The 13,535-nt window shown below is 72.3% G+C and carries 13 protein-coding genes and 1 tRNA gene; 6 read left to right on the top strand and 8 right to left on the bottom strand.

Annotated elements, in window-relative coordinates:
- The first annotated feature begins 8 nt into the window (after window positions 1–8).
- Window positions 9–983, top strand: a complete 975-nt coding sequence (locus ACTOQ1_RS22385) for an NAD(P)-dependent alcohol dehydrogenase (RefSeq protein ID WP_440069941.1) — start codon at window positions 9–11, stop codon at window positions 981–983.
- Between the two features lie 68 nt (window positions 984–1,051).
- Here ACTOQ1_RS22385 and ACTOQ1_RS22380 read toward each other — a convergent pair.
- Window positions 1,052–1,123 (bottom strand) — tRNA-Met (locus ACTOQ1_RS22380).
- 249 nt (window positions 1,124–1,372) lie between these two features.
- Here ACTOQ1_RS22380 and ACTOQ1_RS22375 point away from each other — a divergent pair.
- The gene (locus ACTOQ1_RS22375; protein WP_440069939.1) at window positions 1,373–1,714 is read left to right on the top strand and encodes a hypothetical protein; all 342 of its coding nucleotides are present in this window, start codon (window positions 1,373–1,375) and stop codon (window positions 1,712–1,714) included.
- A gap of 93 nt (window positions 1,715–1,807) precedes the next feature.
- Here the strand turns inward: ACTOQ1_RS22375 and ACTOQ1_RS22370 are convergent, their stop codons facing one another.
- Window positions 1,808–2,323 (bottom strand): BP74-related protein, encoded by a 516-nt coding sequence (locus ACTOQ1_RS22370; RefSeq protein WP_440069937.1) that lies wholly within the window; start codon window positions 2,321–2,323, stop codon window positions 1,808–1,810.
- A 359-nt stretch (window positions 2,324–2,682) separates the two neighbouring features.
- Between ACTOQ1_RS22370 and ACTOQ1_RS22365 the strand changes: the two genes are divergently transcribed.
- On the top strand, window positions 2,683–3,363 hold the full coding sequence (locus ACTOQ1_RS22365; protein ID WP_440069936.1) for an HNH endonuclease family protein: 681 nt from the start codon (window positions 2,683–2,685) through the stop codon (window positions 3,361–3,363).
- Entirely contained in the window at window positions 3,360–3,626 is a 267-nt protein-coding gene (locus ACTOQ1_RS22360; protein WP_440069934.1) for a hypothetical protein, read from the top strand. The genes ACTOQ1_RS22365 and ACTOQ1_RS22360 overlap by 4 nt, the downstream gene beginning before the upstream one ends.
- A 120-nt stretch (window positions 3,627–3,746) precedes the next feature.
- On the opposite strand, the gene ACTOQ1_RS22355 is transcribed toward ACTOQ1_RS22360, so the two are convergent.
- From ACTOQ1_RS22355 to manA, 4 genes are all read right to left on the bottom strand, one after another.
- Complete coding sequence (locus tag ACTOQ1_RS22355) at window positions 3,747–5,996, bottom strand: hypothetical protein (RefSeq protein WP_440069932.1); 2,250 nt, start codon at window positions 5,994–5,996, stop codon at window positions 3,747–3,749.
- 226 nt (window positions 5,997–6,222) lie between these two features.
- Window positions 6,223–7,152: a hypothetical protein gene (locus ACTOQ1_RS22350; RefSeq protein ID WP_440069930.1), complete on the bottom strand. Its 930-nt coding sequence runs from the start codon at window positions 7,150–7,152 to the stop codon at window positions 6,223–6,225.
- Window positions 7,153–7,332: 180 nt separating this feature from the next.
- A complete protein-coding gene (locus ACTOQ1_RS22345) occupies window positions 7,333–7,539 on the bottom strand; it encodes a hypothetical protein (RefSeq protein WP_440069929.1) in 207 nt (68 codons plus the stop codon).
- Window positions 7,540–8,042: 503 nt separating this feature from the next.
- A complete protein-coding gene (manA, locus tag ACTOQ1_RS22340) occupies window positions 8,043–9,146 on the bottom strand; it encodes a mannose-6-phosphate isomerase, class I (protein ID WP_440069927.1) in 1,104 nt (367 codons plus the stop codon).
- A 584-nt stretch (window positions 9,147–9,730) separates the two neighbouring features.
- Between manA and rfbC the strand changes: the two genes are divergently transcribed.
- Window positions 9,731–10,324: a dTDP-4-dehydrorhamnose 3,5-epimerase gene (gene rfbC, locus ACTOQ1_RS22335; RefSeq protein WP_440069926.1), complete on the top strand. Its 594-nt coding sequence runs from the start codon at window positions 9,731–9,733 to the stop codon at window positions 10,322–10,324.
- 163 nt (window positions 10,325–10,487) lie between these two features.
- On the opposite strand, the gene ACTOQ1_RS22330 is transcribed toward rfbC, so the two are convergent.
- Window positions 10,488–11,450, bottom strand: coding sequence for a TetR/AcrR family transcriptional regulator (locus ACTOQ1_RS22330; RefSeq protein WP_440069924.1), 963 nt, complete (start codon window positions 11,448–11,450; stop codon window positions 10,488–10,490).
- Window positions 11,451–11,704: 254 nt separating this feature from the next.
- Between ACTOQ1_RS22330 and ACTOQ1_RS22325 the strand changes: the two genes are divergently transcribed.
- Window positions 11,705–13,249, top strand: coding sequence for an MFS transporter (locus ACTOQ1_RS22325; protein ID WP_440069922.1), 1,545 nt, complete (start codon window positions 11,705–11,707; stop codon window positions 13,247–13,249).
- Here the strand turns inward: ACTOQ1_RS22325 and ACTOQ1_RS22320 are convergent.
- Window positions 13,155–13,457 carry a hypothetical protein gene (locus ACTOQ1_RS22320; RefSeq protein ID WP_440069920.1) on the bottom strand — a complete coding sequence of 101 codons (303 nt, stop codon included), beginning with the start codon at window positions 13,455–13,457 and terminating at the stop codon, window positions 13,155–13,157. The two genes, ACTOQ1_RS22325 and ACTOQ1_RS22320, sit on opposite strands and share 95 nt — an antisense overlap.
- Window positions 13,458–13,535 lie beyond the last annotated feature (78 nt).

The following is a 13,535-nucleotide window of genomic DNA, read 5'->3' as shown; positions in this document are numbered from 1 at the left end:
ATTCAGTTATGAAGGCTGCGGTCCGCACCAGATATGGCCCACCGGAAGTGGTTCGTTTCGAGGAGGCGGAGAAGCCGGCGGTTAAGGACGGCGAGCTCCTCGTCAAGGTCCACGCGACGACGGTCAATCGCACGGACTGCGGGTTACGCGCGGCGAAGCCCTTCATCTGGAGATTCTTCACCGGGCTCGTCAGGCCGAAGGTGAGAATTCTCGGAACCGAGTTCGCGGGAGAAGTCGAGGCGGTGGGCGCCGGCGTCACCTCCTTCAAAGTCGGCGACAGGGTGTTCGGATACAACGACACCTCGTTCGGGGCCCACGCCCAGTACATGTCGATCCCCCAGGACGGCGCGCTCGCGATCATTCCGGAGGGGCTGACCTACGCGGAGGCCGCTCCCAGCACCGAGGGCTCGCACTACGCCCTCACGCTCATCAGGACGGCGAGGATCCGCAGCGGGCAGGACGTCCTCGTCTACGGGGCGACCGGGGCGATCGGCTCGGCGGCGGTCCAGCTCCTGAAGGGGCTCGGCGCCGGCGTGACCGCGGTCTGCGACACCAGGAACGTCGAGCTGGTCAGGGGGCTGGGGGCCGACAGGGTCGTCGACTACACGGCCGAGGACTTCACGAAGGACGAGCGGGAGTACGACGCCGTCATCGACGCGGTCGGCAAGAGCTCGTTCGGCCGGTGCAGGCGGCTGCTGAAACCGCGCGGGATCTATCTCGCGTCGGACCTGGGCACCCTGTCGCAGAATCTGGTCCTGGCGCTCGTCACCCCGCTGTTCGGCGGCAGGAAGGTCATGTTTCCCGTCCCGAAACAGGACGACCGGGAGATGGCGCGCTATTTCAAAGGACTGATCGAGTCCGGCGAATTCACACCGGTCATCGACCGGAAATATCCGCTGGAAGAGATCGTCGAGGCGTATCGGTACGTCGAGACGGGCCAGAAAACGGGAAATGTTGTGATCGTCGTCGAGCATTCCAGCTAGAGCAGAAAGGCGCTCGATCGTCCCGGGCCATTGAACACGCGGGAGCGGCGGCCACCACGTGTCGAGAGTATCGGGAGCAGGATTCGAACCTGCGACCTACGGATTATGAGCCCGCCGAGCTACCACTGCTCCATCCCGACCTGATGAAACGAGATTACCGGCCGGCTCCGGCGGCCTCATCCCATTTTCCGGGGCGGCCGGGACCGGCGGCGTGAACGGGGCCGGGCCGGAAGCGGCCGGGCGGAGAGCTCCCCCCGGCGCGGGAAAGACGGGCCGGGCCCGCGTCGCCGTACAGGCGGACGGTTTGCCGCACCTTTCGCGGGGCAGGCGGCCGGAGCTGGGAAATGTCGTTTCCGCTCACCGCCGGCGGCGAGGAAGGTGCGATCCCGATGAACGTGCACACACTGTCGGTCGCGTTCAGCTGGGCCCTTTTGGCGGCCGCCTGCGTGATGGCCGCGCACGCCGTTCACGTGCTGATGACGGGCCGGGCTCCGCGCGCGCTCTCCGGACCTGGCCGGATCCTGCGGGTGAGGCCGTACGCGTGGTCGATGCTGTTCTTCGCGTTCTTCGCCGTCTCGACGGCCTCGCCTCGGCTGCTGGGCTGGACGGACCAGCTGTCGCTCACCGCCTTCACCCTGCTCGCGCTCGCCTTCGTGGTGGTGGCTCTCACGCTGATGGCGAGGGCGAAGAAGGTGCTGGTCCCCACGACCTCGCGCGACCGGGAGATGTGACGGCGCCTCGCCAGGCCCCTTGCCGGGCTCCTCGGCGGGACGGGTCCCGCGACGGGACGTACGCGACCGGCCGCGGGAACCGGCGGGCGAGAATCAGGGGGCGGGAACCTCGGCGACGAGCCTGGAACTCCAGGGGCAGAAGAAGCAGCCGGGCAGGAAGGCGCCGCACGCCTCGTCGAGGTGGTCCTCGACGTAGGAGAGCGTCGCGTCGCAGACCTCGATGGCCATCTCGAAGAAGTCGATCGTGTTCGGGTCGAGGTGGAAGCCGTAGGCGGGGTTGTACGGGGCCGGCTTCTTGACGATCCGGCCCATGACGTGCGTCCTCGTGGTCTCCTGGCCGCTGATGATCCGCCGGGCGTGCTCGATCTTCCCGGGGTCGGTGAGCTTGATGACGAGCGGCTCGGGGGAGCCGGCGGTCGTCATCGTGAAGTAGGCCGGCTCGGTCTCGGCGGCAGGCGAGGGCGCACCGGTCTCGGCGGGGCCGGCCTGGACGGAAAGGGGCGTCGCGCAGGCGCGCGGTGCGGGCGCGGCCTGAGCGGGCGCGGCCATCATGGTGGCGAGCATCGCCACGGCAGCCAGACAGCCGGTCCTGGTGAAGAAGCGTCGCACGGGTTCCTCCTGGGCCCTGCGGGCCGTGACCGCCACGGCTCCAAGGCTCTTCTAGGACTCCTCTCCTGCCGATCACCCGGTCCCACACCGTGCTTGATCAATAAATCTCCGCCCCTTGCCGGGACTTTCCCCGCCGTCGCCGGCCCCGTTGACCTGGTGATCCACCGATCCTCGGCGCGAGCTCGTGACATCGGGGGCAGGAGGCGGAAAGCCGCACGGCCGCACCCGGCCGTCGTCCGCGGCGGCTCCGGCCGGCCGGCCCCGCGGGGAGGGAATGTTCTCTCACAGATCCGCCACTCTCCGTGGCGACGACGGCGTTTCTCGTCACTCGCGGCGATCACTGCTGGTAGTGGTGGCACATGCCGACACGACAATGGCGCCACACGGCCGCCGCTCTCGCAGCCCTGCCCGCCCTCCTCGCCACCCTCGCCGGGCCGGCGGCCGCCGCGGTCAGGCTGCCCGAGCCGTCAGTCCCGCCGATCGCCCGCGCCGAGCTGAACCTGCTGACCGTCGCGGAGCCGCGGTCGACGGCCGGCTACAGCCGGGACCGCTTCCCGCACTGGAGCACGCGCGCCGCGGCCTGTGACGCCCGCGAGACCGTGCTGGCGCGCGACGGCCAGAACGTGCAGCGCGACGACGCCTGCCGGGCGGTGTCGGGCTCCTGGTACTCGGCCTACGACGGGCGCACCCTCAGCTCGGCCGACGACGTCGATGTCAGCCACATCGTGCCCCTGGCCAACGCCTGGCGCTCCGGCGCCGACACCTGGACCGACGCCGAGCGCGAGAGTTTCGCCAACGATCTGGAGCGGCCGCAACTGCTCGCCGTCTCCGCCGCGTCGAACAGGAGCAGGGGCGACCAGGGGCCCGAGTCGTGGAAGCCGCCGCTCGCCGCCTCCCGCTGCATGTACGCCCGCGCCTGGGCGGATGTGAAGTACCACTACCGCCTGACCGTCACCGCCGAGGAGAAGGCCGCCCTCGCCGAGATGCTCGACACCTGCCGGCCCCAGCCGGCCGGCGAGGACCGTAAGCGAGCGACGTGACCGGCCGCGAACACTACGACAACCAGGTGCTCGCCGGGCCCGGCGGGGTGATGACCGACGAGGCGGGGGTCATCACCGGCGATCTGGTCGTACGTACCGAGGTCCACGACGACCAGGCCCACGTCGCGGTGCAGTACCTCGGCGCGGAGGAGTGGTACACCCTGACCGGCAGCCCCGCCCCGCTGGCCGGTCACACCGGCGAGGAGGTGCACGAGGCGGTGCTGGCCGCCATCCAGGCGGGCCTGCCCGGCGGGCTCGGCTGATTCGGTCCCGGCCGGTCCGGCGGCACCGTCCACGCGCCGGGCCGGGCCGGGGAACAGCGCTGGGAACAGCGCCGGGGAGGCAGGGCTGTGGAGACAAGGCTGTGGAGACAGGGCCGGGGCTCACGCCGGTCTGGCGAGCCGGGCGAAGGAGAGCACGACGACCGTCGACAGCAGCCAGCCCAGCAGGCCGGCCACGTTCAGCAGCGCCGAGGTCAGCGCCCCCGCCCGGCTGCGCGTCTCGGGGTACCACGTCGCGCGCTGGCCCAGCGAGATGAGCGGCACGACGGTGTCCACCGTGTAGAACAGCGGGTCGAAGCAGCGCACCTGCCCGTCCCCGCACGGCCCGGGACGGGCGCCGCGCCCCGCCGCGGTCGCCGTGCCGTCGGCCGGCGCCGCCACGTCGTCCACGGTGACCAGCCTGCCGTCCACCGCGTAGACGTTGCCTCGCGGATCGGTGGCCCGCAGGGTCTCCTGGACCGCCGGGCTCAGCATCATGACGCCCACCAGGGCGAGCAGGGCGCCCAGCAGCCACAGCACCCGGCCGGGCCGGTAGCCGTAGCCGACGGTGAGCCCGTAGAGCAGGTCGCGGGCGTTCCTGACCAGCCGGTGCGGCGACCGGCCCTCCGGCGACGGCGCCCGCCTGGCCTGCCGGCGCTGCTCGATGAGCAGCCGTTCGGCCTCCGCGGCGTGGCCGTGCTGGCGGAACACCCTGGCCGCCTGCTCGTACGGACCGGCGTCGAAGGGGACCATCCCGCGCAGCCAGTCGCGACGGGCCCGCCAGTCCCAGGCGCCGTCGAAGCGGTCGTAGACGAATCCCGAGATCATCGAGTTCCGCGGCCACCCGGCCGGGTCGTCGGCGAGCAGCGTGGTGGACGCGCCGGTCAGGTCCACCAGCGGCGGGACCTCGGCCCAGCGCAGGCGCATGCCGCCGCGCGCCGTGGCCGACACAGCCTCGATCCCTCCGGCGAAGGTGCCGCGCTCGCAGTCGATCCGCCCCTCCACCGCGCACCGGTTCAGCAGCACCCGGCCCTCGGCGGTGAAGCCCTCCTTGAGCAGGATCGATCCCCGCACCACCGCCTGCTGGAGCAGGAGCGCCTCGGCGCCCGGGTTGAGCAACCGGGCGCGGTGGGCGTCCAGGGCGCCGCCGATCGTCGCGGAGCGGAACCGCAACCTGCCGCCGGTGGCCTCCATCTCCCGCAGGTCCACCATGCTGTCGACGACCACACCCTGGGCTGCGATGAGCGAGTTCCTCTCCGGCAGGCTCCACCGGGTTCCCCGGAGGATGAGGCCGCCCCTGATGTGCGCCCCCGCCAGGCGCAGCGTGCCCTGGACCGCCGTCCCCTCCTCGATGAGGAGGTTGGAGCGCACCTCGGCGTTGGTCAGGTCGAGGGCGCGCCCTCCGCCGACCGTGAGCTCGCACCCCCGGTGGATCCGCACGGTGCTGAAGGAACCCATCGAGAGGTCCACGCCGCCGCCGATCCGGCACTCGCCCTCGACGCTGAGATCCCCGCCCACGAAGAGGCCGGGGGCGCTGATCGCGGTTCCACCGTCGCGCCTGCTGGAGTATCCGGCGCCGCCGATCGCCTCGGTGGGCTCGAGGGTGGCGCCGCGGATCAGGAACTGGCCGGAGATCCGGGCGTTGCCCAGATCGACGCGGCCGCGGATCAGCGGGCGACGGCCCGTCTGGTCGTCGATGAGGAAGACGCTGCCGCCGATCTGCGCGTCGCCCAGGTCCAGGGCCAGCCCGCGGTCGGGACGGGTCAGCCGGGCACCGGTCAGGTCCAGCGAGCCCGCCACCTGAACCCCCAGCAGCCGCATCCCGCCGCGTGCCTCGAAGCCGTGCAGCAGCCGGATCGTCCCGCCGACCCGCATCCGGTCGGCCTGGACCGCCCGCATCGCGGAGTCGATGACCGTGTCCAGGCAGATCAGGCGCCCGCCGATCTCCGACTCGCACAGCCAGACGGCCGCGCTGCGGGAGGTGCTGGCCGAGGTCCACAGGTCGCCGGTGACGTGCGACCTGGACAGGTCCAGGTCGCGGCGGACCCGCAGCCCGTTGGCCAGGATTCCCGGCACCGCGCAGCCGTCCAGCACCAGCAGGTGCAGGTCGGCCCCCTCCAGCAGAACGGGCCGGTCGAACACGCAGCCGGTGAAGCGCAGGGGGAAGGGCACCTCCATCCCGCTCAGGTCGAGGTCGCCGCAGATTCTCGCGCCCTGGATCGCCAGCCCGCGCGGGTCTATCTCCTCGCGGCCGCGCCGGCACAGCTCACGGACCAGGCGGCCCTCGACGACGAGCTCCTCGCCGTCCCGCGCCCGCAGGACCCGGCCCGCCACGCAGGCCCGCAACAGGGTCACCTCGTCGATCACGGTCACGCCGCGCGGCCTCCCGTCGGTCCAGGAGAAACAGGGGGAAGCCGGCTCCTCGGCGGGAACCGGCCCGGCCACCCTACCGAGGGGGGCTCGGTGTGGCCTCGACGCGGCGACGGGGACGCGGGCCGCCCCGGCCGCCGTCGCGCCCGCTGCGGCGGGCGTCCCGGTCGCCGCGCGCTGCGGCCGCCGCCGTCCAGGCCGTCGTCCAAGCGGCTGTCCAGGCGGCTGTCTAGGCCGGTGGCGCGAGCCGTTTCACCTGGTCGCGGGCGTTCGCGTCGAGGTTCGCCTGGAGCAGCCCGTTGTTGACACCGGGGTCGCAGGCGGTCAGGACCCGGACGGCCGCGGGCGGTCCTTCCGGGTAGCCGAACAGGAGCAGGAGGGTGTCGTCCTGTGCGCCCCCGCCTCCACGGCACACGTTCTCGCTCGGCAGGGTGTCCAGGGAGTTCAGCGTCGCCGCCAGGGCCGCGGCCGTCGGCCCGCCGTGTTCCAGCCGGGGAGACGGCCTGTCGTACGTGGCCCGCCCGCAGACCAGGACCGAGACGGGTTCGCCGGGCACCATCCGCTCGTTCTGGCCCCGGCGCCCGGGAAACCCTTGGCAGGGGTCGTCCGGCGGCGCGGGGCTCCACGTGCCGGTCCGGTAGGCGGCGGCGATGTCCCGCCCGACGTACGAGCGGCTGCCGACGGTGCCGTTCGTCGTCGTCACGCAGGAGTTGGCCTCCTCGGCGCTGCCCACCCACAGGGCCTCCCCGCGGGGATAGGCGAACCTGATGAGGTAGTTGGTCATCGCCCCGCCCTTCTGCGTGCACGGGCCGCCGGGATCGGCCGTGGTCACCGGGAGGTAGTCCAGGTCGCGGGCCATGGCCCCGGCCTCGCCGGTCAGGATCCGGGATCCGGCGAGCCTCTCTCCTCCCGGGCGCGCGTTGTGCCCCGGGTAGGCGCAGATCATCGCCGTGACCGGCTCTCCGGGGACGAGCGACTCCTCGACCCCGTCGAGGTCGGCGGCTGCGGGCACCCATCCGCCGGGCCTGTCGCCGTCCCAGCGCTCCGGGCACGAGGCCGGCACGGACGACGGCGCGCGCACCGCCTGCGAGATCAACGCGGACGCCGCGCACACCGCCGTCACGGCCAGGGCGATGCGGACACTGTGGAGAATCCTCACGATGCTGGAACGTCAATCCCCTGAGAAAGGTTCGGACGGTGGTGGGAAGGAGCCGCGCGTCTCGCCGGCTCGGGGACCTTCCGCGAGATTTCCGCGTACGCGTCAGGTGCCGGGCGGCGCTCCGTCTTCCGGTGGGAAGTGGGCGGGAACGTCGGGAGGTTCTCCACGCCTGCCTCCTGGTCACTTCCTGGGGGCGAATCCGTGCCTGACCTCGCCCTTGGTGCAGCGCGGGCAGGGGCGGTACTGGCGAGGGAAGAAGGTGGCTTTCAGCGTGCCAGATCCGCTGCATTTACGGCATTTTGATAGATAGTTACGGATCCAATCGGAAATAACCCATATGGCGAGAACGGCGATGATGAGCAGCGCGGTTTCCACGGTGAACTCCACCTGGTGAGGGTTCCATGAGGCCTTCCCTCATAACACCCCGTGTTCACGCCGACGCGTTACGTTTCGATGGGCGGTATATCGCCTGCTCATATCAGTTGCGGCGACACCCGGAATTATGATTACCCCTCTTGCGGGGTTTTGGGGTGGGGCGGCGGGCGGTGCAGACCGATCGATACCGCAGAAACCGAACGGCACACCATCATCCCCGCGCCCGTCCCCGGCTCCCCCCGTGGGAGCCGGGACCGGGACGTTCAGTCGGTCGCGAGGTGCTCGGCCTCGTGGTGCAGTACCTCGACCAGGATCAGCTCCAGACGGAGGTCCGGATCCGTGAGGTCGTCGGACGGTGTCATCGAATACCTCCAGCCTCGCCGGTGGGGACGCCCCGCCTACCTCTGGGGTGTATCCGCCATACCAGGCCGGTATGAACGCGAGGGCCCCGCCCGGCGTCCCGCGCGGTCCCGCCCTCCGGCCCCCGGCGCCCTCAGGAGCGGCCGGGGAGCACGTCAGTCGATTCCGGGTTCGGCCCAGAAGACCGTTCCCGAGCCGTGCAACCCGACGGGCCCGTGGGCGGCGGGGACGAAGACGGACTCGCCGGGACGCAGGGTGTGCTCGCCGGTCTCGACCTCGCCCTCGGTGCACAGCAGGATGCGCGGCACCCCGCCCTCCAGGGTGAGGCCGGAACCCGGGACGGCCGTCCCGAGGCGGAACTCGGGGACGGGGGTCCGGTAGAGGTTGCCGACCGGCTCGACCCGCAGGGCCGGGACCGAGGGGTCGGTGACCCGCAGCAGCTCCTCCACGTCCATCGGCTTGCCGGTCAGCCCGGCGCGCAGCACGTTGTCGGAGCCGCCCATGATCTCCACACCGAACCCGCTCAGGTAGCAGTGCAGGACCCCGGCGCCCAGGAAGAGCGCCTCGCCCGGCCGCAGCTCGTGGCGCCGCAGGAACAGCGGTGCCAGGCAGGCGGGGTCCTCCGGGTGGATTCCCGCCAGGCGTACGACCAGCTCGTTGTCGGGGCCGCCGGCGGCCGAGGCGGCCCGCGTGACGGCGGCCACGAGGTCCGCCCTGCCGTCCTTCGGCCACTCCACCAGGGCACGGAGCGCGGCGGAGGCGTCTGCGGCGGCCAGCGGCGCGACGACGGGCTCCAGCTCCGCGACGCCCAGGGCGCCGATGAGGGCCGCCGCCTCCCGGGGAGGACGGAATCCGGCCAGCGCGGTGAACGGGGTCAGCGCGCAGATCAGCTCGGGCTTGGGGAACGGATCGACGTAGGTGCCCCGGGCGAACCCCTCCCGCGCCTGCTCCTGCGAGGGGTGGACCTGGAGCGAGAGCGGCAGGTCCACGGCGATCAGCTTCAGCAGGTACGGCAACCGCGAGCCGAACCGCTCGACGGTCTCCTCGCCCAGCTCGGACACCGGGTCGGCGGCCACCGTCTCGGCGAGGGAGTGCCACGTCCCTGCGCGCAGCACCGACGAGGAGCCGGACGGGTGGGTGCCGAACCACATCTCCGCCTCGGGCAGCTCCGCGGGGGAGGGGCGCCCGGCCAGCGTGGCGATCGCCGTGCGCGAACCCCAGTCGTAGTTCTTCACCGGGTTGCGCAGGAGGTCCGTCATGACGCCTCCGCCGATGCGGGCGCGGCGGTGCCGGGCCGCCCGCGGCCGTTCTCCGGCCGGGAGGACCGTCGCGCGCGCGTGCCGCCGGGCCCGGCCTTGCCTGCCGCCGCGCGGGCGGCGGGGATGAAGGAGTCGTTCATGGTCCCCTGTGTCCGTGTGAGTCTGTGTGAGTCCGTGAGCGGGAATCGGAATGCCGCAGAACGCCGATGTTACGCGTCCTCGATGTCGTACGGCCGCCGGGGCGTGCCAAGACACCGTACGGCCGGCAGGGCGTGCGCCAGGATCTGGTGCCCGGGAGCCGGGGACGGTCGCGTACCGGCGGGAGCGTGACACTCCTCGCCGTCTCCGCTGGCCGGAAGTGGCCAGATCGGCCGGTCACCGGCCTGACGGGTGCCCACCTGGGACAACCCGGTCACGACGCCCCGGAGCGGTCCCGCGGAAGGCCGTGCGCGCCTTCACGACGTACGGACGGGTTCACAACGGGCCGGTGGTCCTGGAGACTCCGCTGGGGAGCACTCGCCCCGCGTGCCGTTCCTCCGGGAGCCGCCCCCGGACGGGGCGGGATCACGGAAGGAGAGGTGAGCATGCGTTCGCTCGGTATCGAGGGTGCGTGGGTGTTCGAACCGAAGGTTTTCCTCGACGACCGGGGCGGTTTCCACGAGTGGTTCCGCCTGGAGGCCTTCCGCGAGACCACCGGCCAGACCCTGGCCCTCTCGCAGGCGAACTACTCGGTCTCACGCCGGGGGGCACTGCGCGGCGTGCATTTCGCCGATGTCCCACCCAGTCAGGCCAAATACATCAAATGTGTCAAAGGCGCGGTTTTTGATGTGGTCGTCGACATCCGCGTCGGGTCGCCCACCTTCGGGCAGTGGGAATCGGTGATCCTGGACGACGAGGACCACCGGGCCGTCTACGTCTCCGAAGGGCTCGGGCACGCCTTCATGGCGCTGACCGACGACGCGATCGTGGTGTACCTCTGCTCCGAGGGATACGCGCCGGGGCGCGAGCACGGGATCGATCCGCTCGACCCGGAGCTGGGGATCGAGTGGCCTTCGGGGGTGGCGCCGCTGCTGTCGGACAAGGACGCGAAGGCCCCCACCCTCGCCGAGGCCCGGCGGCAGGGCCTGCTCCCCGCGTACGAGGAGTGCAGCCGGCTCTACGCCAGGCTACGGGCCTGAGGCGGCGTCTGGCTGTCATGGGGATTCGGCGGTCGAGGCTTCCGGCCCCACCGCCGCGGCCTTTCCGCCGCCTCGCGACGTCGCGCCCGCGGGCCCGACGTCGCGCCCCGGCTCTCCGTCGTGTGCCGGCCGGTCAACCCCCGGCCGGTCAACCCCCGGCCGGTCAACCCCCGGCCTCGTCAGCCCCCGGCCCCGTCCGATGGCCCTCTATCAGGACGGCGAGACCGTCGAGAAGGCGCCGCAGCCCGAACTCGAACCACTCGTCGAGGTCGATCGCGTCGCCTCGCTCCTGGTGGAGCCTGGACAGCATCGGGAACCGGCCGGACTCCAGGATCTCCTGGAGCATCGGGGCCTTCAGGGCGCGCCACTGCCTCGCGGTGACACCGGTGCGCCGCTCGCTCTCCACCTCGTTGACGAGCAGCAGGGCCCAGCCCTGCACGTGGGCGCTCACCATGATGGCCACCCGGTGCATCGTCATCAGGTCCAGGCCGAGACCGTCGACGGCCCGCATCGACCGTTCGACGTCGGCCAGCACGTTCGGCCCGAGCGGTGGCTGGGGCGTGGCGATGACCCGCAGCACCCACGGATGCCTGGAGTACATCGCCCACTCCCGCCTCGCGGCGAGCTCGAGCCCCGCGCGCCAGTCCCCGGCAACGGGGTCGCAGGGCGCGCTCTCGCCGAAGACGGCCTCGACCATCAGCTCGATCAAGGTGTCCTTGCCCGGCACGTAGCGGTACAGCGACATCGTGCCCGCCCCCAGTTCGGCCGCGACGCGGCGCATCGACAGCGCGTCCAGTCCCTCGGCGTCGGCGACGCGGATCGCGGTGCGGACGATCCGCCCGGTGCTCAGCCCGTCCTGAGGCTCACGGCGCTCCGGCCCGGTCTCCGCCGTCGGCCCGGTCTCCGCCGTCCGGTCGCCCCCTTCGGCGGGCTTCGCCCGCTCGGTCCGTGTGAGCGTGCCGGAGGCGTCGCGGGCAGGCGTGAGGGAGGGCCCGGGAGGGGTGGCGGCCCGCTCGGCCGCCCTGGTCCGGTACGCCCGCGCCTGGCACGCCCGCGAGCAGTATCGGGGACGCCGCCCCCGGCGCGCCGCGTTCAGGGGTTCCCCGCACTGTACGCACGTCGACATGCGTTGCCCTCGCTCGATTACGTCACTTCCGGCTGTCGGTGACGAAATTCTAGCACGCGTTTTTGTGACGTAATAACTGCGGCCAGGTGAGGTCGGCGTGATGAAATTTCCAGCAGGACGAAAAAATAAGCCCTATTTCGCAGGAAAAAAGCGGCAATCCTACACGCTGATTGGATCATTGATGATTCCCGACCCTTGTGCGTACGATGTATGCGTCCAGGTGCGTACGCTGTACTCGCGGAAGGTCGGGATTCATGATGAAAGGTGCGGCGGGGAAAAGGGAGTGGCTCGGCCTCGCGGTGCTGGTGCTGCCCGTGCTGCTCGTCTCGGTGACGGTGACGGTGCTGTACTTCGCGCTGCCCTTCCTGAGCGCGGACCTCGCGCCCACCGGATCCCAGCTGTTGTGGATCGTCGACGTCTACGCGTTCCTGCTGGCGGGTCTGCTGGTCGCGATGGGCGCCCTGGGCGACAGGATCGGCCGCCGCAGGCTGCTGCTGATCGGCGCGGCCGTCTTCGGCGTCACGTCCGTCGCCGCCGCGTACGCTCCCAGTGCCGAGCTGCTCATCGCGGCCCGCGCCCTGCAGGGGGCCGCGGCGGCGAGCCTGATGCCGCCGACCCTGGCGCTGATCCGCGACATGTTCCGCGACCCGCGGCAGCGCCGGACGGCCGTCGCGCTGTGGGCCGCGAGCTTCGCCGGGGGAAGCGTGCTCGGGCCGATCGTGGGCGGGTGGCTGCTGGAGCGCTTCTGGTGGGGTTCGGTCTTCCTGATCAGCGTTCCGGTCATGGTCCTGCTGCTGGTCCTGGGGCCCTTCCTGCTGCCCGAGCACCGAGCCCCGGCCTCGGGAGGGTTCGACCTGCCCGGTGCCGCGCTGTCGCTGGCGGCGGTGCTGCCGGTCGTGTACGGGATCAAGCAGCTCGCCACCGGCGGCCCGGCTCCGGTGGCGGTGCTCGCGGTCGCCGCGGGGCCGGCGCTCGGCGCCGCGTTCCTGCGCAGGCAGCGCGGCCTGGCCGACCCCATGCTCGACACGCGCCTGTTCGCCGACCGGGACTTCACCCTGCCGCTGGTCACGAGCACGCTCGCCGTCTTCGCGCTGGTGGGCCTGTTCTACTTCGTCGCGCAGTACCTGCAGCTGGTGCTCGGGCTGGGGCCGCTGGTGGCCGGACTGCTGACGCTGCCCGCGGCCGGCATGGCGCTCGTCGGCGCGCTCCTGGCCGCGGGGATCTCGCGCCGGGTCCGCCCCGGGTACATCCTGGGCGCGGGCATGGCGCTCGCCGCCGCGGGGTTCCTGGTGGTGAGCACGCTCGACGCGGACTCCGGCCGGTGGCTGCTCGTCACCGGACTGCTCCTGCCGGGAGCGGGGATCGGCGCGGTGCAGGCGCTGGCCTCCGGGATGATCGTCGACGCCGCCCCGCCGGAGCGCGCGGGCTCGGCCTCGGCGGTCCTGGAGGCCGCCACCGAGCTCGGCGGGGCGCTCGGCGTCGCGACACTGGGCAGCGTGGGCCTGGCCGTCTACCGAGACCGGTTCGCCGCCATGGCCCCCGAGGACCTGCGCCCCGACGACTCGGGGGCGGCCGGGGAGGGACTGGGCGGGGCGGCCGGGGTGGCCGCCCGGCTGCCGGAACAGGCCGCGGCGGAGCTGCTCGACGTCGCCCGCACCGCCTTCACCGGCGGGATGCAGGTCGCCGCGCTCCTGTGCGCCGCCCTCATGGCGACGGCGGCGGCGTCGGCCGCGATCCTGCTCCGGACGGTGCCGGCGGATCCCGGCGGATCGACGCCTCGACGCCTTCGACAGCGGTGATCGCGCCGTACGCGAGCAGCCGTACCAGGCCGGCGTCGTCCGGATGGCCGGCACGCCAGGCCGCGACGTCGGCGTCGGTGACGCGGTACGGCGCCGGCGCGGCGAGCAGGGCGAGCCGCGCCCCCGGCCGGTCGGCGCCGGGCAGGTCCGCCAGCAGGGGAAGGCTCTCACCGGCCGGCCGCCGCCTGCGCACGGTACGGGCCAGCACCCTGCCACCCAGTCGGACCCGGCACCGGGGGCGTAGCGGTCCCGGGGGCTACTCCACCGGCAGTAGCCCCGGTCCCCT

This window comes from Streptosporangium sp. OZ121 (assembly GCF_051918885.1).
Taxonomy (GTDB): domain Bacteria; phylum Actinomycetota; class Actinomycetes; order Streptosporangiales; family Streptosporangiaceae; genus Streptosporangium.
Note: the sequence above shows the minus strand (reverse complement) of the source record. Positions and strands in the feature narration are given on the sequence as shown.

Coding starts and splice junctions, on each gene's coding strand:
- ACTOQ1_RS22385 (WP_440069941.1), top strand. CDS start 9: ATGAAGGCTGCGGTCCGCACCAGATATGGCCCACCGGAAGTGGTTCGT.
- ACTOQ1_RS22330 (WP_440069924.1), bottom strand. CDS start 11,450: ATGTCGACGTGCGTACAGTGCGGGGAACCCCTGAACGCGGCGCGCCGG.
- ACTOQ1_RS22325 (WP_440069922.1), top strand. CDS start 11,705: ATGATGAAAGGTGCGGCGGGGAAAAGGGAGTGGCTCGGCCTCGCGGTG.
- ACTOQ1_RS22375 (WP_440069939.1), top strand. CDS start 1,373: ATGAACGTGCACACACTGTCGGTCGCGTTCAGCTGGGCCCTTTTGGCG.
- manA (WP_440069927.1), bottom strand. CDS start 9,146: ATGACGGACCTCCTGCGCAACCCGGTGAAGAACTACGACTGGGGTTCG.
- ACTOQ1_RS22365 (WP_440069936.1), top strand. CDS start 2,683: ATGCCGACACGACAATGGCGCCACACGGCCGCCGCTCTCGCAGCCCTG.
- rfbC (WP_440069926.1), top strand. CDS start 9,731: ATGCGTTCGCTCGGTATCGAGGGTGCGTGGGTGTTCGAACCGAAGGTT.